The sequence below is a fragment of the Corynebacterium sp. S5S1 genome, assembly GCF_001913985.1.
GTDB lineage: Bacteria > Actinomycetota > Actinomycetes > Mycobacteriales > Mycobacteriaceae > Corynebacterium > Corynebacterium marquesiae.
On record NZ_MKXT01000007.1, the window covers coordinates 15,782 to 35,435 of the forward strand.

General features: G+C 56.7%; 18 protein-coding genes. 4 read left to right on the plus strand and 14 right to left on the minus strand.

Translation table 11 applies throughout. From position 1 onward, the window contains the following. Positions 1-19: 19 nt before the first annotated feature. From pheS to uvrA, 8 genes are all read right to left on the minus strand, one after another. Positions 20-1,066 carry a phenylalanine--tRNA ligase subunit alpha gene (gene pheS / locus BKN05_RS04190; protein WP_225747005.1) on the minus strand — a complete coding sequence of 349 codons (1,047 nt, stop codon included), beginning with the start codon at positions 1,064-1,066 and terminating at the stop codon, positions 20-22. Positions 1,067-1,170: 104 nt separating this feature from the next. Next, positions 1,171-1,974 (minus strand): TrmH family RNA methyltransferase, encoded by an 804-nt coding sequence (locus tag BKN05_RS04195; protein WP_286688021.1) that lies wholly within the window; start codon positions 1,972-1,974, stop codon positions 1,171-1,173. 108 nt (positions 1,975-2,082) lie between these two features. Beyond that, positions 2,083-2,535, minus strand: coding sequence for an NINE protein (locus BKN05_RS04200; RefSeq protein WP_286688022.1), 453 nt, complete (start codon positions 2,533-2,535; stop codon positions 2,083-2,085). Between the two features lie 153 nt (positions 2,536-2,688). Further along, positions 2,689-3,072: a 50S ribosomal protein L20 gene (gene rplT / locus BKN05_RS04205; protein WP_005323264.1), complete on the minus strand. Its 384-nt coding sequence runs from the start codon at positions 3,070-3,072 to the stop codon at positions 2,689-2,691. 55 nt (positions 3,073-3,127) lie between these two features. Next, the gene (gene rpmI, locus BKN05_RS04210) at positions 3,128-3,322 is read right to left on the minus strand and encodes a 50S ribosomal protein L35 (RefSeq protein WP_005323265.1); all 195 of its coding nucleotides are present in this window, start codon (positions 3,320-3,322) and stop codon (positions 3,128-3,130) included. 36 nt (positions 3,323-3,358) lie between these two features. After that, positions 3,359-3,880 carry a translation initiation factor IF-3 gene (gene infC, locus BKN05_RS04215; RefSeq protein ID WP_080970442.1) on the minus strand — a complete coding sequence of 174 codons (522 nt, stop codon included), beginning with the start codon at positions 3,878-3,880 and terminating at the stop codon, positions 3,359-3,361. A 270-nt stretch (positions 3,881-4,150) separates the two neighbouring features. Beyond that, on the minus strand, positions 4,151-4,999 hold the full coding sequence (locus BKN05_RS04220) for a serine hydrolase (RefSeq protein WP_225747008.1): 849 nt from the start codon (positions 4,997-4,999) through the stop codon (positions 4,151-4,153). 7 nt (positions 5,000-5,006) lie between these two features. After that, positions 5,007-7,847, minus strand: coding sequence for an excinuclease ABC subunit UvrA (uvrA, locus tag BKN05_RS04225; protein ID WP_286688023.1), 2,841 nt, complete (start codon positions 7,845-7,847; stop codon positions 5,007-5,009). Positions 7,848-7,912: 65 nt separating this feature from the next. Between uvrA and BKN05_RS04230 the strand changes: the two genes are divergently transcribed. From BKN05_RS04230 to BKN05_RS04245, 4 genes are all read left to right on the plus strand, one after another. Beyond that, a complete protein-coding gene (locus tag BKN05_RS04230) occupies positions 7,913-8,515 on the plus strand; it encodes an MBL fold metallo-hydrolase (RefSeq protein ID WP_198492980.1) in 603 nt (200 codons plus the stop codon). Between the two features lie 77 nt (positions 8,516-8,592). Continuing rightward, positions 8,593-9,609, plus strand: a complete 1,017-nt coding sequence (locus BKN05_RS04235; protein ID WP_198492979.1) for a DoxX family protein — start codon at positions 8,593-8,595, stop codon at positions 9,607-9,609. 163 nt (positions 9,610-9,772) lie between these two features. Beyond that, a complete protein-coding gene (locus tag BKN05_RS04240) occupies positions 9,773-11,998 on the plus strand; it encodes a HelD family protein (RefSeq protein ID WP_286688024.1) in 2,226 nt (741 codons plus the stop codon). A 20-nt stretch (positions 11,999-12,018) separates the two neighbouring features. Beyond that, positions 12,019-13,035: an App1 family protein phosphatidate phosphatase gene (locus tag BKN05_RS04245; RefSeq protein ID WP_198492977.1), complete on the plus strand. Its 1,017-nt coding sequence runs from the start codon at positions 12,019-12,021 to the stop codon at positions 13,033-13,035. Between the two features lie 70 nt (positions 13,036-13,105). On the opposite strand, the gene BKN05_RS04250 is transcribed toward BKN05_RS04245, so the two are convergent. The 6 genes from BKN05_RS04250 to BKN05_RS04275 form a co-directional block, all read right to left on the minus strand. Continuing rightward, the gene (locus BKN05_RS04250; protein ID WP_198492976.1) at positions 13,106-13,546 is read right to left on the minus strand and encodes a universal stress protein; all 441 of its coding nucleotides are present in this window, start codon (positions 13,544-13,546) and stop codon (positions 13,106-13,108) included. An 83-nt stretch (positions 13,547-13,629) separates the two neighbouring features. After that, complete coding sequence (locus BKN05_RS04255; protein ID WP_005323274.1) at positions 13,630-14,082, minus strand: universal stress protein; 453 nt, start codon at positions 14,080-14,082, stop codon at positions 13,630-13,632. A gap of 129 nt (positions 14,083-14,211) precedes the next feature. Continuing rightward, positions 14,212-16,305: an excinuclease ABC subunit UvrB gene (gene uvrB / locus BKN05_RS04260; protein ID WP_286688025.1), complete on the minus strand. Its 2,094-nt coding sequence runs from the start codon at positions 16,303-16,305 to the stop codon at positions 14,212-14,214. 40 nt (positions 16,306-16,345) lie between these two features. Continuing rightward, positions 16,346-16,708: a DUF4259 domain-containing protein gene (locus BKN05_RS04265; protein WP_198492973.1), complete on the minus strand. Its 363-nt coding sequence runs from the start codon at positions 16,706-16,708 to the stop codon at positions 16,346-16,348. Between the two features lie 90 nt (positions 16,709-16,798). Next, the gene (gene coaE / locus BKN05_RS04270; RefSeq protein ID WP_286688026.1) at positions 16,799-17,398 is read right to left on the minus strand and encodes a dephospho-CoA kinase; all 600 of its coding nucleotides are present in this window, start codon (positions 17,396-17,398) and stop codon (positions 16,799-16,801) included. Positions 17,399-17,479: 81 nt separating this feature from the next. Continuing rightward, positions 17,480-19,531, minus strand: coding sequence for a glucose PTS transporter subunit IIA (locus BKN05_RS04275; protein ID WP_286688027.1), 2,052 nt, complete (start codon positions 19,529-19,531; stop codon positions 17,480-17,482). Between the last annotated feature and the right edge of the window lie 123 nt (positions 19,532-19,654).

A 19,654-nucleotide genomic window follows, 5' to 3' on the forward strand; every position in this document is an offset into this window, starting at 1 on the left:
TGTCTATCCTTTCTGGGTTTTAAGCCTGCACGCCAAACGGCAGGGTGAAGCGGACATCGCCTTCGACCATGTCGCGCATATCGGTCAAGCCATTGCGGAACTGCAGCGTGCGCTCGAGGCCCATGCCAAAGGCAAAGCCCGTGTATTCCTCTGGGTCAACACCAACGGCGCGCAGCACATTGGGATTCACCATGCCGCAGCCGCCCCACTCGATCCAACCGGCGCCGCCCTTCTTATTCGGGAACCACACATCAACCTCGGCAGAAGGCTCGGTGAACGGGAAGTAATTCACGCGCATGCGCGTCGTAGTCTCCGGACCGAACAACACCTTGGCCAAGTGCTCAAGGGTGCCGCGCAGGTGAGCCATGGTCAGGCCCTTATCCACGGCCAAACCTTCTACCTGGTGGAAAACCGGGGTGTGGGTGGCATCTAGCTCATCGGTGCGGAATACGCGACCTGGGCAAGCGATATACAACGGCACATCGCGCTCCAGCATCGTGCGTACCTGTACCGGAGAGGTGTGCGTGCGTAGCACCTGCTTAGAGCCCTCGCCGGAGACGTGGAACGTATCCTGCAGGGTACGCGCTGGGTGATCCGGCTTAAAGTTCAAAGCGTCGAAGTTAAAGTACTCCGCCTCAACCTCGGGGCCATCCGCGATTTCCCAGCCCATACCGACGAAAATATCCGCAATGCGTTCTGACAATGCGGTAATCGGGTGAAGCGCACCAGTCTGGGTGCGAGTGGTAGGAATCGTCACATCTACGGTCTCTGCTCGCAACTGCTCCTCGCGGGCCTTCTGCTCCAAGACGTCCTTAACCTGGGCGAAGCGCTTTTCCATCTTGCCGCGGGCCATGTTGACAGCCTTGCCAGCGCTCTTGCGCTGGTCCTTGGGCAGCTGCCCCAATGACTGGCGAGCCTGCGGAATATAGCCGCCATCTCCTAGGTGCTCGCGGCGGGCTGCAACCAACTCATCGAGCGTTTCGGCTGCGTCGAAGGCTGCGATAGCCTTTTCGGCCGCGGCCCCAAGAGCCTCTTCGGTCAATTCGATCTGCGGTGTATCGGACACGTACTTCGTACCTTCTTCTCGCGCGAAAACTAACGCGTGCAATCTTACTCTGTCCCGGCTAGTCCGACCGCCCCAGGGACCCCCCTTTTCATTCGGGGATCTGCTTAGCTGTGCTCTTGGGCTTTTGCTGACTCATAAAGACAGATACTCGCCGCGGTCGCTAGGTTGAGTGACTCTGCGCGCCCACGTAGCGGAATACGCACCCGCATATCGGCTTCTTCCAGTAGCTCACCCAATCCGTGGGCCTCGTTGCCAAATAGCCACGCCGTTGGCTGTGATAGATCTGCCTCTGCGAGGTCTACTTCCCCATCGGCGGCTGTCGCCGCAATCTGCATGCCTGATTTACGCAGCTGCCCCAAAACGTCTTTGATATTGGGATCCCGCGCTACTGGGACATGAAATAGCGAACCGGCTGAAGCGCGCGCTACCTTGCAGCTGAGGGGATCGACCGTCTCGCCCGCAAAAATTACTCCATCTGCGCCCATGGCGTCGGAAGTCCTAATCAATGTGCCTGCATTGCCCGGCTCCGAAGTGAGCACGGGAACAGAGACCAAACTTGGCTTGCCGTTAAGGATTTTGCCCGCGGACCATAGCACTGGCTTGCATAGCGCGAAAAGCCCCGTGGTGGTGGCGGTATCAGATAGATGCTTAGCCGCTTTATCGGTAATGGGATGTACGTACACCCCCATGTATCCACAGGCGGTAATAATGTCACCGAAGCGTTCTGCGGCCTTTTCAGTGACGAAAACATCGACAGCCGCGCCTGTAGACACTGCGGCATCTACAGCGTTTTCTCCTTCAATCAGGAATTGCTTCGCCTTCTTCCGGTTAGCCGCACGGTGCAGCTTGGCTGCGTTAACAATGCGCGGAGTGCGTTCAGTAAAGGCAGAGTCAAAATCCAAATTCATGGCTCCTACCCTACCTACTAGTTGCCTAGCCCCAGGCTCAGCCCCTGCTGCGTAAGCAAAATAAAAAGTCCTGTTGCCGATTTGGGAACAGGATCACAACGTTGGATGCTACTTAGCTAGTGGCACGCCGCGGGCGTCCTTATCGTAATCACCGGCGCCGGCGATGATCATAATGAACTCAATAAAGACCCAGATTCCGACGATGGCCCAAAACGCGAATCCGAGCAAGAACCAGAAAGTAGCCCAGCCCAAGATATTAAGCACCAGCTGCGCTACGCCAAAGCTCGTGCGGCCGGTATAAAAGTTATGCGCGCCGAAGGAGCCCAAGAAAAAGCACAGCAGCAAAGTCGCGATCCAAGACTTTTGCGCTCCCTGCGCCACATACTGCTGCTGCACCGGATAGGAACCCATATTCGGTTGTGGTGCATAGCCTTGGTGGTACTGCGGCTGGTAACCGGCCTGCTGGCTATAGGGGTTGTACTGCGGGCCAAGGTTGTTGTCATAGGAATGGCCAGAATACTCGCCGTTTTCTGGTTGGTAGCCACCATTTGGGTTTGTCACAGGGAAATCTGCTCCTCGGTCTCGGGGTTACTCGGGGTCTCGACCCAATGTAGCATGCGAGGCCGAGCTCACTGGACAGATAGAGCGTAAAACCAACAAAGCCCGCTTCGCCTGGCACATAAGCCGGAGAAACGGGCGTTGTATTCCTAGTAACTAGGCAGCCTTAGGAGCGTTAACATCCTCAGGCAGGGCAGCCTTGGCAGCCTCACACAGTGCGGAGAATGCCTCGAAGTCATTGACAGCAAGCTCAGCCAGGATCTTGCGGTCAACCTCGATCTCAGCCAGGCGCAGGCCGTGGATGAGACGGTTGTAGGTGATGTCATTCATGCGGGCAGCAGCGTTGATGCGCTGGATCCACAGCTTACGGAACTCAGACTTACGAGCGCGACGATCGCGGTAAGCGTAAGTCATGGAGTGCAGCCACTGCTCCTTCGCCTTACGGTACAGGCGGGAACGCTGGCCGCGGTAGCCCTTAGCGGACTTCAGAATCGCGCGACGCTTCTTCTTTGCGTTAACTGAGCGCTTTACTCGTGCCACAGTGATACTTCCTTAATTCGAATTGTGATGGCGGATGTGGGTTGATTCGGCGCTATTATGCGCGGCCGAGCAGGCGCTTGACGCGCTTGGTGTCAGGCTGTGCGACTGCCTCGGTGCCCTTCAGACGACGGGTACGCTTGGACGGCTTGCCCTCCAGCAGGTGGCGGCGGCCAGCCTGCTCACGGCGCAGCTTGCCGGAACCGGTCACCTTGATACGCTTTGCGGTGCCCTTGTGGGTCTTCTGCTTCATGAGTATTAAGTCCTTAAATCCTACGTGGAATCTGGTCTACTTCTTGCCCTTGCGAACCGGACCCAAAACCATGGTCATATTGCGACCATCCTGCTTGGGGCGGGACTCAACAACGCCAACTTCAGCGACGTCATCGGCCAAACGCTCCAAGAGGCGGAAACCCAGCTCCGGACGCGATTGCTCACGGCCACGGAACATAATGGTCACCTTGACCTTGGATCCCTTCTCGAGGAAGCGAACTACGTTACCCTTCTTGGTCTCATAATCGTGATCATCGATCTTCGGGCGGAACTTCTGTTCCTTAACCACGGTCTGCTGCTGGTTCTTACGGGCTTCGCGAGCCTTCTGAGCCTGCTCGTACTTGAACTTGCCGTAGTCCATGATCTTGGCCACTGGGGGCTTTGCCTTTGGGGCGACCTCAACCAAGTCAAGGTCAGCCTCGTATGCAAGCTTGCGAGCATCATCAGTACGGACGATGCCCACCTGTTCACCACCGGGGCCTACCAAACGGACCTCGGGTACTCGGATACGCTCATTGATGCGAGCTTCAGCGCTGATTGTGGTTCTCCTCGATTAGGGGGTGTATGAGTAAGTAGTTCACCTACCGGGACCACAAACGAATCAAACCCGGTCTGCCAAAGACAGCCGGGAGTTCTCACAGTGCCAAGCACGTTTGCTTGGTTACCTTTACCTTTATCCTACGAACGGTATTCGCGGCATCGGGTGGGAGATACTCCGCTTGTGACCCACAAACCTTGAAAAGGCGTCATGGGCGGTAGTGGCTTTGAGGATAGCAGCTTCTACTCTTTCCACCAAATTGCAACTCGCTTAGCTGTCCTTGCAATGGGCAGCTGGTTTAATAATGCCCTTCTTTACCCCTCTATCAACGATGCCCACCATTTCATGGGCGAGGTACTTTACCGCTGGCTCAGCTTTGGCATAATCCTCGCCATCGGTAACCACAGATAACGCGACACCGACGCGCTTTCCGGTAACCTCATGAACACCAAATTGGCGGTAGGTGTACTCATTTTCGTCCTCGTCCAAGCCCCAGCCACTTTTGGCGCGGGTTCGCTTCTCTTTCGACAGGCCAATTTTCTGCCAGGACACAATGTCTTTGAGTACCTTGTGGACGTAGTCCGCCTCCTCGATGCAAGGCAATTCAGCACCGAAGACTGCTTGGTCTTTCAATGACCACGTGGAGTAGCCGAAGGCGGTGTTATGGATATCCGCGTGCGATCCATAGTCTTCGAGCAATTCCTCTACGGCCTTATCGGCGGAGCCTTCGTGCCATTGCACCTGGGACCACAAGGAGTAGGCGGCATCGTTATCGGATTCCTTGATTGCCAAGTCAACCAGGCTTTTATCCGCGCCGTCTTTCAGCGCCGCGATAGCGATTGGCACCTTAATGGTGGACCAGACAGGACCCTTGCCCTTATCGCCCACAGCAATGGCGTCATCGCCGGCTGAAATAGCGACCCCAACCTTGGCGTGGTACTTCCTTGCGGTCTTGTCCACTGCACGGTCAAGCTGTGTGCGCACTGAGTCCGGGTTGGGTGCCGGAGAGGCCGTCGCGGGTGCTGAGGCCTTCTCAGTCTCAGGATCGCTAGAGCAGGCACTCACCGTAAACAGAGTGAGCGCTGCCAGCAGGCTGACGCCGAGACTGTAACTATTCACTGTGTCCCTACTTCAACATTTCCTTTAGGTACCTTCCGGTATAGGAGCCTTCCACCTGCGCAACATCTTCCGGGGTGCCTTGGGCGACTACGGTGCCACCGCCGGCGCCGCCTTCCGGCCCCATATCCACGATCCAGTCCGCAGCCTTGATGACATCGAGGTTGTGCTCGATGACAAGCACCGAATTGCCCTTGTCTACGAGGCCTTGGATAACCAACATCAACTTGCGAATGTCCTCAAAGTGCAGACCAGTGGTCGGCTCGTCCAAGATGTAGATGGTCCTACCGTTGGTGCGCTTTTGCAGCTCCGAGGCGAGCTTAACGCGTTGCGCCTCACCGCCCGAAAGCGTAGTAGCGGCTTGGCCGAGGCGAACGTAGCCCAAACCGACGTCGACAAGCGTGGCAAGGTAGCGGTGAATCGAGTTGATGGGCTCGAAGAAGTCCGCTGCCTCAGATATTGGCATGTCGAGTACCTCGGCGATGTTCTTGCCCTTGTAGTGCACCTCCAAGGTCTCGCGGTTATAGCGAGCGCCCTCACACACCTCACACGGAACATACACGTCCGGCAGGAAGTTCATCTCGATCTTGATGGTGCCATCGCCTTGGCATGCCTCGCAGCGCCCACCCTTGACATTGAAGGAGAAGCGGCCGGCCTTGTAGCCGCGGACCTTGGCCTCTTGGGTTTCGGCAAAAAGGTTTCGGATCTTGTCAAAGACGCCCGTATAGGTCGCCGGGTTGGAACGCGGGGTACGGCCAATCGGGCTCTGGTCTACCTGGACCAGCTTATCTAGGTGCTCCACGCCCTCGACGCGCTTGGCACGGCCGGGGACCTGGCGGGCACGGTTGAGCTTATTGGCCAAGGTCTTGGCCAAAATCTCATTGACCACGGTGGATTTACCCGAGCCGGAAACGCCGGTAATGCACGCCAGCACTCCCAGCGGGATTTCGACGTTTATGCCCTTGAGGTTATTCTCGCGCGCACCCACGACTTTCAGGGTGCGGTCCTTGTCGATCTCGCGGCGGTGATCCGGGACTGCGAGCACCTTCTTGCCAGATAAATACTGGCCAGTAAGGGACTCCTCTACCTTTTCAATTCCCACCGGTTCGCCTTGGTAGACCACCTCGCCACCATATTCACCGGCACGCGGGCCCACATCTACGAGCCAATCGGACTCCCGAATGGTGTCTTCATCATGCTCGACCACAATGAGGGTATTGCCAATATCGCGCAAACGCTGCAGCGTCTTAATAAGCCGGTGGTTATCGCGTTGGTGCAAACCAATGGAAGGTTCATCGAGCACATAAAGTACACCGGCCAAACCGGAACCAATCTGCGTAGCCAAACGGATGCGTTGTGCCTCGCCGCCCGAAAGCGTGGATGCGCCGCGATCCAGGGTCAGGTAATTCAGACCGACGTCCAGAAGGAAGCGCAACCGAGCCTGGGTTTCCTTGAGTACCGCACCGGCAATGATTTCCTCGCGGTGTCCCAGCACCAAAGAGTCCAGGAATTCAGAGGCATCCTCAATCGAAAGCGCACACAGTCCCGCAATGGACTGCTCACCATGAGTAGTAGAAGCCAAGCGGACAGCCAAGATCTCCGGCTTCAAGCGCGTGCCTTTACAGGTGCTGCACGGCACGCGGCGGGTGTACTGCAGCAGGCGGTCTTTTTGGGACTGAGAATCGGTCGTTTCCAGCTTGCGGTGAATGAAACCGGTCGCGCCCTCAAACGGCGCGGTCCAATTGCGCTGGCGCCCGTAGCGGTTCTTGTACCGAACCTGCACCTCCTCGTCCGTGCCATAGATGAGCGCGTGGCGCTGCTCCTTGGTCAATTCGTTCACTGGCGTCTTAGGGTCAAACCCCATTGTCTTACCCAGTCCCTCCACTAGCTTGACAAAGTAGCGGGAGTTGGGAGAGGAGTGCCACGGCTGAATCGCATCAACCGCCGGGGCCTCTGGATCCGGAATAAGCAGGTCAACATCGACTTCCAGCTTGGTACCTAAACCGTCACACACCGGGCAAGAACCAAACGGGGCATTGAAAGAAAAAGCACGGGGCTCATACTCTTCGATGGTCAGCGTATGGCCATTCGGGCAGGCGGCCTTCTCCGAGTACGTGTGGGTGAGCTCCTCCCTATCCACGAACTCGATGGTGACTAGGCCATCCGCCAAGCGCAGGGCCGTTTCCACCGAATCCGTTAAACGTTGCTTCTGCGAGGCCTTTACCTGCAAGCGATCAACCACTACTTCAATATTGTGCTTGATCTGCTTCTTTAGCTTGGGAGGATCGCTGAGCTGATGGGTCTCTCCATCCACTCGCACGCGGGAATAACCCTGAGCCGACAGGTCTTGGAAAAGATCCACAAACTCGCCCTTGCGCTTGCGCACTACCGGTGCAAGCACCTGGAATTTCAGCTTTTCTTCCAGATCCAGCACCGCATCCACAATCTGCTGCGGTGTTTGGCGCTCAATCACCGCATCGCATTTTGGGCAGTGCGGGGTACCAGCACGGGAAAATAGCAAGCGCAGATAGTCGTAGATCTCCGTGATCGTGCCCACCGTAGAACGTGGATTATGGTTGGTGGATTTTTGATCAATGGACACCGCGGGTGACAGGCCATCAATAAATTCCACGTTCGGCTTGTCCATCTGCCCTAAGAACATGCGGGCATAAGAACTCAAGGATTCCACGTAGCGTCGCTGACCTTCAGCAAAGATGGTGTCAAAGGCCAGCGAAGATTTACCGGAGCCGGATAGACCGGTAAAAACAACCATTTTATCGCGGGGGATATCGATATCCACGCCCTTGAGGTTGTGCTCGCGGGCACCGCGCACCACCAAACGATCAGCCACTGTGCTCAGACCTCCAGTACTAGGGATTGCAATCTCCCCTCGAATGTACCCGTAGGCTAGGAAACATGACTAACGAGCTTCAGCTACATCAGATTTCCGTGTCCGAGATGGACAATAACTGCTACCTCCTACAGGCGGGCGAAGAGGGCTTGCTTGTCGACGCCGCCGATGACGCCCCCGCAATCCTCGACATGGCCCGCAAAGCCGGAGTGAAAATTACCGCGGTTCTCACGACGCACCGCCACTGGGATCACGTGCGCGCACTCGAGGAGATTTTGTCCGAAACGGGTTCCACTCACTACGCCTCCTTCCTGGATTCCCCCGCCATCCCGGCTGAGGTAGACGTGGAGCTGCGCGAGGGCGATTCCATCGAGTTCGCGGGTCTTCAGCTGCCAGTCATCATCTTGCGCGGCCACACCCCCGGCGGGGCAGCTCTGGTTGCAAGCATCGATGGCGTCACCAACCTCTTTGTAGGCGATTCCCTCTTCCCCGGCGGCCTGGGCAAGACCACCTCTGAGGGTGACTTCGTACGCCTTTATAAGGACGTTACGGCGCGCATCTTTGATGAGTTCCCCGACAATACGATCGTGCGCCCAGGACACGGCAAGTCCACGACCTTGGGCGAGGAGCGCCCCAAGCTTGGTGACTGGTGGGAACGCCGCTGGTGATCCAGTGGCTAATTTCCGCGTACAATGGTCTAGCACACGATAGGTCTAGAACAACGAGCTAAGGAGCTTTAAGGACTATGATTCGCAAGCTTGCCCGCCCCATGCTGGCATCCGTATTTGTATGGGAAGGCGTAGACAACCTGCGCAACGCGTCCGAGCACGTGAAGGAAACCGAGGGTTTCCTCAAGACCGTGCGCAAGGCCGTTCCTTCTGAGTACCAGGGCTACATCCCCAATGACCCAGAACTAGTTACCCGCGCCATTGGCGGCGCTAAGGTAGGCGCGGGCTCCACCTTGGCTCTGGGCAAGGCACCGCGCACTTCCGCTGCGGTACTGGCGGCCGCTACCCTGCCCAACCTGATTGGCAAGAACAACTTCTGGGCTGCAGACAACAAGGAAGACAAGGAATCCCGCCGCAACGGATTCGTTACCAACACCGCTTTGCTCGGCGCCCTGTTTATCGCTACCCAGGACACCGAGGGCAAGCCTTCCCTGCGTTGGCGCGCGCAGAAGGCCGGCAAGCGCACGAACAAAAAGATTCAGCAGGCGCTGCCTACTAAGTCTGAATCCGAGCAGAAGCGCGAAGAGCTCTCTGCCCGTGCTAACGAGCTGTCTTCCAAGGCCGGCGACTGGATCAACGAGACCTCTGCCAAGGCACAGGCTTACGTAGACGACAACAAGGATGACTGGCAGTCCACCGGCCGTGGTCTGCTAGATACCGCAAAGTCCTATGTTGACGATGCCAAGACCTACGTAGAGGACAACAAGGACGATTGGCAGGAGTCTGGCCGCGACTTGCTGGGCAACGCCAAGTCCTTCATTGAGGACTCGGTCGACAACGCCAAGACTTATGTTGATGACAATAAGGGTGACTGGCTCGAGGCCGCGCAAGCTAATCGCGACATCGCCCGTACCCGTGCGGTGAAGGCAGCTACCAAGGCTCAGGCACGTGCCGATAAGGCCGTCGCCAAGCTGGATGGCGCAAAGTCCAAGCGCGCAAACAAGAAGGCCTCCAAGCACGCTGACAAGCTACAGCAGGAGGCAAATAAGAAGATTGAGGCAGCTATCAAGAAGCTGGAAAAGCGCTCTAAGTAGCCACATCTTCCTCGGCCGACTATCTCGGCGATGACTCAACGGCCCAGCCTTATGCTGGGCCGTTGTTCTTTGTCACAGCAGAGTCTAAACTCATCTCTCCCCCTCGCCGGACAGCGTGCCCGGCACCTTCCACCCCATCAACGTCCAATCACCAAGGAGTCACGTGAACTCAGCATCCAATAAGCACGCGGCGGCCGAAGGTTCCTCGGAGCGCGAAGCCATCGCTACGGAGCAAGATTATGTGGACGGCCTATTCTCCCGCCTCGACGATGAGGTGGCCGCGGCAAATGAACGGCTTAATGAGGTGCAGGCGGACGTAGATCCTTCCACCCCGGACGCGGATGCCTTGGTGCGCCGCGAAACGGAATACCACGGGCTCCAAGCCAAGCTGGATCGTCTCAATGTGGCCCAAATGGGTTTGGTCTTTGGCCGCATCGACATCGATGCCCCAGGTGACAATCCCACCTCGGAAGGCCTAGATCGCCGCTACATCGGCCGCATGGGACTCGATGCGCGTGAAGATGACTATCGCACGCTCCTTCTAGATTGGCGTGCCCCCATGGCACGGCCCTTCTATCTCGCTACCACCGCCCAACCAGAAGGCGTACACACCCGCCGCCAAATCCGGACCAAAGGGCGCACCGTCACCGGAATTCATGATGAGGTTCTGTCTGGCCCTGGCGTGCGTGAAGAAGAGACCGGCGTAGCGAGCGAATCCGCTCTCTATCACGCTATGCAGCGAGCCCGCACGGGCCACATGGCCTCCATTGTGGAGACCATTCAGCGGGAGCAGGACGAGATTATCCGCGATAACACCCGCGGCGTGATGGTGGTAGAAGGCGGCCCCGGTACCGGTAAAACCGCAGTTGCGCTGCATCGCGTTGCTTATCTGCTCTATACCCACCGCGAGCTACTTTCTGCCACGGGCGTACTCATCGTTGGTCCCAATAGCAGCTTCTTGGACTATATTTCGCGCGTGCTCCCCGAACTGGGTGAGACCGGCGTGGTGCTCTCAACCATTGGTGGGCTCTTCCCTGGAATTGAACCAAGCCACGAGGAAGACCTCGTAGCTCGGGAAATCAAGGGTAGCGACGCTATGGTGGAAATCCTCTCCACCGCGGTCAAGGACTACCAGCTGCTTCCCGACGCCCCCCGTGAGCTAGCAGTCGACGGCCTTACCCTAAGCGTCACGCCAAACATGGTGAAAAGCGCCCGCACACGTGCCCGGCGCTCGCGAAAGCCACACAATGAGGCGCGTGGTGCCTTCATTGAGCACCTCGTAGAAGACCTAGCCCAGCAGATGGCAGACACGGTAGGTGCCGATCCGCTTGGCGGAAAGAATCTTCTTTCGCGCGCCGATATCGATCAATTCCACGATGACCTTGCTGAGGACGCGGCCGTCACTGCCTTGATCGATGAGTTTTGGCCCGAACTACACCCCACAGATGTACTTGCTGCACTAGTCTCCTCGCGCGAGCGCATCGCTTATGCCGCGCACGGATATGACGAAGAAACCCAAGAAGCGCTCTACCGGGCAGATGGACGAGCATGGACGGATTCGGATGCGGCCTTGTTAGACGAGCTTGCCGTCCTCATCGGCCTGCCCAACCCTGAAGAAAAGAAGGCAGCCGATGATGCCGCGTGGCGTGAGCAAGTGGCTGATGCGGAAGACGCATTGGATATCTTGTCCTCCTCCGAGTCCACAGATAATGATGATGACATGTTTGAAGCAGAAATCCTCTCTGCCCACGATGTCATCGACGCCGAGACCCTGGCGCACCGCCAGGAAGTACGCGATAAACGCACCACTGCCCAACGCGCCCGCGAAGACCATACGTGGGCTTATGGTCACATCATCGTGGACGAGGCCCAGGAATTAACACCTATGGAGTGGCGAATGCTCTTCCGCCGCTGCCCTTCCCGGTGGATGACTTTGGTGGGTGATACCTCCCAGACTGGTTCCCCAGCAGGTGTTGATGACTGGGGCGAGACTCTCGAGCCTTTTGTGGCTCAACGCTTTCGTCACCATTTTCTTACCGTCAACTATCGCACCCCGCAGCCCATCACGGATTTGGCCAATGGACTATTGGAAATGATTAACCCTGACGCCATTCCGGCGACAGCCATCCGTGATGGAGTGCAGGTCCGCCGGCTTGAGCACGGCACCTGCACCCCTGGAGTACACAGCGAAGAGGACGGCAGGCTCACCGCGGTTATTGACGCCGCTACGGCGGAGCACTACAAGGGCCTCGAGTTTGACCACGTGGTCGTGCTCGATCCGCAGCGCATCGTGGACGCCTCCCCACAGGGATTGCAGAACCTCTATGTCTGCATCACTCGTGCCACTCAATCGCTCACGCTCGTCGGTGACTGCGGCGAAGTTCTTTAGGCTCCCGTAAGCTTCATGCTATGGCCTTATCTGACATCATGCGCAAAGCTGAAAGCTCGCTAAATTCCTTTACCTTGAAACGCTCCCAACGGGGTGGGTGGCAGCCCCTGATTGTGGGATATACAGGTTATGGCACCACCGAACAGGTGAGAGTCTTCGGCCGCGTACTCATGCACGATCCTGATGAAGGCAAAAGGGATACATGGGGCAAGCGCGGCTACCAGCAGTTTCTCACCATTCAAGTAGAACACCACGACGTTTCGGTAACTATTGGGGAAAAGACTGTCACCGGCACCACCGATCGAAACGGATACATTGACTTACTAGTCCATGACCACGGATTAGAGCCCGGGTGGCATACGGCAACAATCGAGGCCGCAAACGCGAATGCCGTGGAGGCCCAACTACTTATCGTTGATCCGGCGGCCAAGATCGGCATTGTTAGCGATATCGATGACACGGTGCTTGTCACGTGGCTGCCGCGTGCGCTCACCGCGGCGTGGAATTCCTGGGCCAAGCGCCCTAGCAAGCGACAGGCCGTTCCCGGAATGGCCGAATTCTATGCTCAACTACAACAGCGCTTCCCCCAAGCCCCAGTATTTTATCTATCTACGGGCGCGTGGAATACTTTTGGCTCGCTCAAGAAATTCCTGTCTCACCATGGTTTCCCCGCGGGTCCCATGCTGCTGACGGACTGGGGCCCAACGGAGACGGGACTTTTCCGCAGCGGTCAGGAGCACAAGCGTGTTCAGCTGCGCAATCTGCTCATTGCCTACCCGGATATGCAATGGATTCTCATTGGCGATGACGGACAACATGATCCATTGACCTACGGCGATGTGGCTAATGAGCATCCGGACCGGATTCACTCTGTGCTCATCCGCAATCTGAGCCCGCAGGAGCAGTTGCTCTCCCACGGCTCGCTGAGCCCTTTGGCCGCTGCCAATGAGGAGGGCGACTTCTCTATCCCCTTGATTCAGGGCGCGAACGGTAACGCCATCGCCGCCGCATTCAACGCCGCACACCCTAAGGACTAAGCTGCGCTTAACGACGAAACCCGCCTTGGTCTTTCCAGAACAAGACCAAGGCGGGTTTTAATCACCGCTTTTAGCTGACGGTGTGAACGATCATTACATCGCAGTCAGACTGGCGAGCAACGTCTGCTGGCACGGAGCCCAGCAGACGACCGGTCAGGGAGTTGATGCCGCGGTTGCCCACGATAAGCAGGTCAGCATGGTTGTCGTTGACGATGGACATCAGGGCCTGCACTGGGGTGCCCGGGCGAACAGCGGTTTCGACCTTGGAAGCGCCGAACTTCTCAGCGTGTGCCTTAGCCTCCTTGAGGTTTTCCCCCGCCTTCTCATCGCCCAAAATGGTTACGGAATCCTGACGCAGGGTCTTGGAAGCCTGCTCCTGGTTTTCGTAGTAAGCACAACCGATAATCAGATTGGAATCGAAAGCAGCGGCGATCTTAGCTGCTCGCTCTACAGCGAGGAGAGAAGACTTAGAACCGTCAGTACCGACAACGATCGAGTTGTAGTCGCTCATGATGACCTTTCTTTGTGGGTGTGTACCCAGAGTGTTTATTTAGCCTACAGAGGCATTACTGCCAGTGTAACAACGAAAAAGGATTAACGTTTCTCGCTGGTATTAACTACGACGACGTCCACCTTTGACTTGTGGGTTAGTTCCGTTGGGACAGAACCGAAGACTCGACCACGAACGGAATTCACGCCGCGGTTTCCCACCACGAACAGGTCCACGTCATAGTCCTGGCCTACTTCCAACAAGGCTTTTACTGGGTCTCCAGATTTCCCTACGATCTCAATGTGTTCCGCACCCTCCGACTCGGCGATACGGGTGGCATTGGTCAGGTAGGTACCGGCCATGTCCTCACTTACAACGGGCAGACCGGCTTCGTCGCCCCTCGGAGCACCAAGCATGGATCCAGCGTGGTTATAAAAAGCTGAGATAATAATCAGCTTAGCGTCGTACGCCCGTGCCATGGACGCCGCAGCGCGGACTGCGCGCAGGGAGGTTTCAGAGCCATCGGTGCCGACGGCAATGTTTTTATAAGTAAGCATTATTCTCCTTGCAGTTGAACTATTTCGCAGTGACAACTAAACGGCGCTTCTGGCACTTATCCAGTATAACTAGCGCAGCCTTTTAGAAAAGTACCCTCGGAGCCAATCATCACTTTCAGGGGGAGAAAACTAAATTCCCGCTTCCTTCAATCCACGCAATTCCTTCTTTAGATCAGCAATCTCATCGCGCAGACGACCAGCCAGTTCAAATTTAAGCTCGCGCGCGGCGGCACCCATTTGGGCCGAGAGGTCATCGATAAGCGCCTGCACCTCATCGGTAGCCATGCTGGAAATATCCCGCTTCTCCACCACTGTAGAGGGATCAGAGTTAGACTCTTCGTCCCCGCCGTCTTCATAGACTTGGTCAAGGATATCGGCAATCTTCTTCCGCAAAGGCTGCGGGTCAATGCCGTGTTCCTTGTTATAGGCTATTTGCTTTTCGCGGCGCCGCTCCGTCTCCTCGATTGCCTCGTGCATCGAATCGGTGATTTTATCGGCATACATAATCACCTCGCCAGAGACGTTACGGGCAGCACGGCCAATGGTCTGGATGAGCGAGGTGGTAGAGCGCAAGAAGCCTTCCTTGTCTGCATCCAAGATGGCAACGAGCGATACCTCGGGGAGGTCAAGGCCCTCACGCAGGAGGTTAATGCCCACCAGCACATCAAACTCGCCGAGGCGCAATTGCCGCAAAAGCTCGACGCGCTGCAAGGTATCGATATCCGAGTGCAAGTAGCGCACCTTAATGCCTTGCTCCAACAAGTAATCGGTGAGGTCTTCTGCCATGCGTTTAGTCAGCGTGGTCACCAGGACTCGCTCTTGCTGCGAAATGCGGGTGCGTACCTCATCGATGAGATCATCAATCTGGCCCTTCGTAGGTTTGACGGTAACCTTCGGATCCACCAGACCAGTTGGGCGAATCACCTGCTCCACGTACTCACCGTCCGAGGACGTAAGTTCAAAGTCGCCAGGGGTGGCGGACATGTAGACGGTTTGTCCCACGCGTTGTTCAAACTCATCGAAGGTCAGCGGGCGGTTATCCACCGCGGAGGGCAGACGGAAACCGAATTCCACCAGATTGCGCTTGCGGGACATATCGCCCTCGAACATGCCGCCAATCTGTGGGACCGTGACGTGAGACTCGTCAATAATGGTGAGAAAATCCTCGGGAAAGTAATCCAGCAGCGTAGCCGGCGCGGAACCGGCTGGACGGCCATCGACGTGGCGGGAGTAGTTCTCGATGCCGGAGCAAAAACCTACCTGCTCGATCATTTCTAGATCGTATTCGGTGCGCATGCGAAGTCGTTGTGCCTCCAGCAGTTTGCCGCGGTTTTCTAGATCGTCCAGGCGCTCGGCCAATTCCTCTTTGATGGCAGCTACGGCCTTTTCCATGCGTTCAGGTCCGGCCACGTAGTGGGTCGCGGGAAAGATGCGCACCTCATCTACTTCCTCGATGACATCGCCAGTGACGGGATGAATGTAGTAGAGAGAATCAATATCATCGCCGAAGAATTCAATGCGCACCGCACGTTCCTCATACGCCGGAATGATATCGACCGTGTCGCCCTTGGCGCGGAAGGTGCCGCGGGTAAATCCTACGTCGTTGCGTTCGTATTGGATATCCACCAACAAACGGAGGAAGCGGTCCCGGTCTAGCTCCTCGTCCACGGAAATAATGACCGAGCGATCCAAATAGGACTGCGGTGTACCCAAGCCATAGATGCAGGACACCGAGGACACAACCACCACGTCCCGGCGGGACAGCAGCGCCGAGGTGGCCGAGTGGCGCAGGCGCTCTACATCCTCGTTGATAGACGAATCCTTCTCAATATAGGTATCCGTCTGCGCAATATAAGCCTCTGGCTGGTAATAGTCATAATAAGAAACGAAGTACTCCACCGCGTTATGCGGCAAAAGTTGGCGCAGCTCGTTCGCTAGCTGCGCTGCCAGGGTCTTATTTGGTGCCATCACCAGCGTGGGTCGCTGCTGTTTTTCGATCAACCATGCAGCTGTGGCGGACTTACCTGTACCGGTAGCACCCATGAGTACTACATCGCGCTCATCGCGGTTGAGGCGCTCATTGAGCTCTGCAATAGCAGCGGGCTGGTCGCCGGCCGGTTCGTATTCAGAGACAACCTGAAACTCACCTGGGGTGCGCTCGACCTCGCTGACGACGCGGTGCTCGGAATTTGGAATAAGAGGATGTTCAGCAGCAAAAGCCATGCCCACTACTCTACTGCTTATATGGCGCGGCTAGCTATGTTCACGGCAAGGAGTCCTGCGCGGTGCGCAGCCACTCTTCCAGCTCGCCGGTGGTCTCCCACAGCGCATAGACAGAAGACGTCTCTGGGCGCATTGCACTATTAATGCGGCGACGCAACCATGCTTTAGACTGCGGTGTATACAGGGGTGCAAGATCCTCGCGGTGAATGCCTTCCGGCAGTGCATCAGCCTTCAGCTTTAACAGAGCGCCCAGCGCGATCATGGTTTCCGCGTCATCGGAGTCTAAGGGCTCCTCGGCACATGACTTCTGAAAGGCTGTGAGATCGAAAGAACCATCACGCAGGCTAGCGAGCAGTTCTCGCGCAGCGTGATTATCAAAAGGTCCAGTATCCCACGTTCCCACGGCGAGTAGCTTAAGACGCGGAAGTTAACACAACTTCTAAACTGCGTAAACTCTAACCGCCCAACGGTTAAAGTTTGGGTGACTCCGCATCTAAGAGTCCGCTTCTATGCGGTCCATGACCTCGGCCGCTCGCGCGCGCAACTGCTCCAACGTGCCATTGTTGTCAATGACGTGCGTAGCCGCGGCCAATCGCACCTCATCAGGTACCTGCGCTGCAATGCGACGGCGCGCGTCTTCCTCTTCCAACCCGCGTGAAGCTACGAGGCGACGGACGCGCTCTTCTACCGCCACGTCCACCACGATGACGTAGTCCATGTCTTTGTCTAAGCCGTTATCAACCAAAAGCGGCATATCGTAAACCGCAAAATCATAGCCATCTTCACGTGCCGCCGCGAATTGGCGCTGCGTTTCCGCTTGGATGCGTGGATGGGTAATGGAATTCAACAACTCGGTGTGTTCCTTGTCCGCAAAGGCTCGCCGAGCCAATTCCTTGCGGTTAAGGCTGCCATCTGCCAGCAAAATATCTTCTCCAAATGCTGACACCAGCTCCGCTAACGCAGGCCGCCCGGGCTTGACGACGTCGCGCGCAATGCCATCGGCATCGACCACTTCCCATCCGCGTTCGCGGCAGATCCTCGCGACTGTTGACTTGCCACTGCCAATACCACCTGTAAGCCCAATGAGTTTCATGGCAGCCACCCTACGCGAAAAGGAACCCCACCATACGCGATGATGTGGGATTCCTCTGTCGCTATAGGTGTCAGCGATCCCTTATTCCGCTGCTTCCTCTGGCTTCGGTGGAATGCGGAGCAAATCATCATTCAGGGTAACCTGGCCGGCTTCGCCGGAGACCGCGCCGAACTTAGTGGCGTTAGTGACCACAACTGGAGTAATCAAGTTATAGCCCTTGGAACGAATGAATTCCGGGTCAAAGCTAATCAACTTGTCACCTGCGGATATGCGTTGCTTCTTTTCCACGTGCACATCGAAGCCCTCGCCTCCCAGCTCAACGGTATCGAGACCTACGTGAATGAGCAGCTGCACGCCATTGTCGAGGCTTAGGCCTACCGCATGGCCGGACTTTTGAACGGTGAGCACCTTGCCGTCGGCAGGCGCATAGACGGTATTGCCAGTTGGCTGGACAGCCATGCCAGGCCCCAGCTTTGCGCCTGCGAAGATAGGATCCGGAACCTCCGAAAGATCTACTGCCTCGCCTTCCAGAGGGGAATCCAGCACGATGTCGTCCTTGCCAGCCTGCTTGGCGGCAACACCAGTAGCAGCAGCGCCCGCAGCGCTGGCAGCAACTGCGCCACCCGCATTCGAGGACTCTTCCTTCCCAGCATTGGTGGGCTTAAACTCCGAACGAGCAGCTACGTCCTCCACAGATTCGCCCTGTTCGCGAGCGATGCGCTCCAAGTCTTCCTGCTTTTCCTCTGCAGTGCGGTAGCCGAAGAACAAGGTCAGGAAGAAAGAGGTAAGGAACGCAGCCGCGATACCAAGTACGTAACCCAGCTGCGGGGTCATAGCGCCAGTGGTCAACGCAGAGGTAAAGACGAAGGCCTCAGCGCGGACATCGAAGAGACCGATGATGGCGCCGCCTATCGCACAACCTGGCAGCAACCGGTAGTAGCTGCGGCGGAATCGCAACAAGATACCGTAGAGGGAAGGCTCCGACACGCCACCGAGCATGCCCGCAGCGAAGGCACCGATAGAAACCTGGCGCATGGCATTGTTCTTCTCCCTGAAGGAGATAACCATGACCGCGCCTACGACGCCGAAGCAAGCGAAGTTCCATGCGCCCATCGGGCCCTGAATGAAGTCGTAGCCGTAGGTTGCGATGTTCTGAATCATGATGACGTTCAGCGGCCAGTGCAAGCCCATCGGAACGAGGAACGGGTACAGCAGCGGAATAACGATAGCCAAGATGAACGGCGAGAAATCATTGATCTGGTACAGGATCCAGGAAATGCCGTTGCCCACGCCAATGCCGAACGGGCCGAGTAAGAAGGCCGTTGCCGGAATCATAATGAGCAGAGAGAAGAACGGCACGAAGACCATATGAACCGCGCTAGGAATAATCTTCTTTAGCCCCTTTTCCACCCAGTACAGGCCGATTGCGGCCAAAATGGGCGGGAAAACCTGGGAGCCATAAGAGTTAATAACCAGCGGCAGGCCAAATACGTTGACCGTATCGCCTTGCTCACCCAGCGACATAAATTCAGGAGTCAGCAGAGCTGCGGGAATAGCCGCGGAGACCCACATATTCGCACCCAACTTTTGGGCCGCGGTCGCACCGACCATCACCGGCAAGAAGTAGAAGACCGACTGGTACATGGCGTGAGCCAAGCGGAAGCCTTCCGGCTGTTCCTCCAGCGGAGCGCGGAAATCCTGAATGTGCGCGGTGTCTGCCAGGATCAGCAACATGATGATGAGTGAGGCACCAAGCAACGCCCACAGAACAGGGCGGAAGGTATCAGAAAGGAACTCGAAGCAGTAATCCACCCAGTCGTACTTACCGCGAACCCCGTCATATTCCTTCTTGGAGGACGCCTCTTTGTCGCTGGAGGCATGCACACCGGGCTGTTTGATGATCTCGTTGTAGTAGTCAGCAACGCCGCCGCCCATGACTACCTGGTAGCCGTGAGCGCCCTGCGGCACGGTGCCAAGCACCGCTGGATCGCTATCGAGCTTTTCTTGATCAACTCTCCCCGCATCAGCAAGTTGAAAGCGCAAGCGCGTCGCACAGTGCGTCAGCGACGTGATGTTGTCGGCGCCGCCAATACTTTCAACGATGTGGGCGGAAGTGTCCTTGATAGATGCCACTTCTTACTCCTCAATTCGATACCACTTATAACCAGTACTGCACTGGCTATAACGTCACACTTGAGTATAAGAGGATTCCCACATGAACAAAAGCCCGTTTTGTGGACTTGCCGGGGAGTTTTT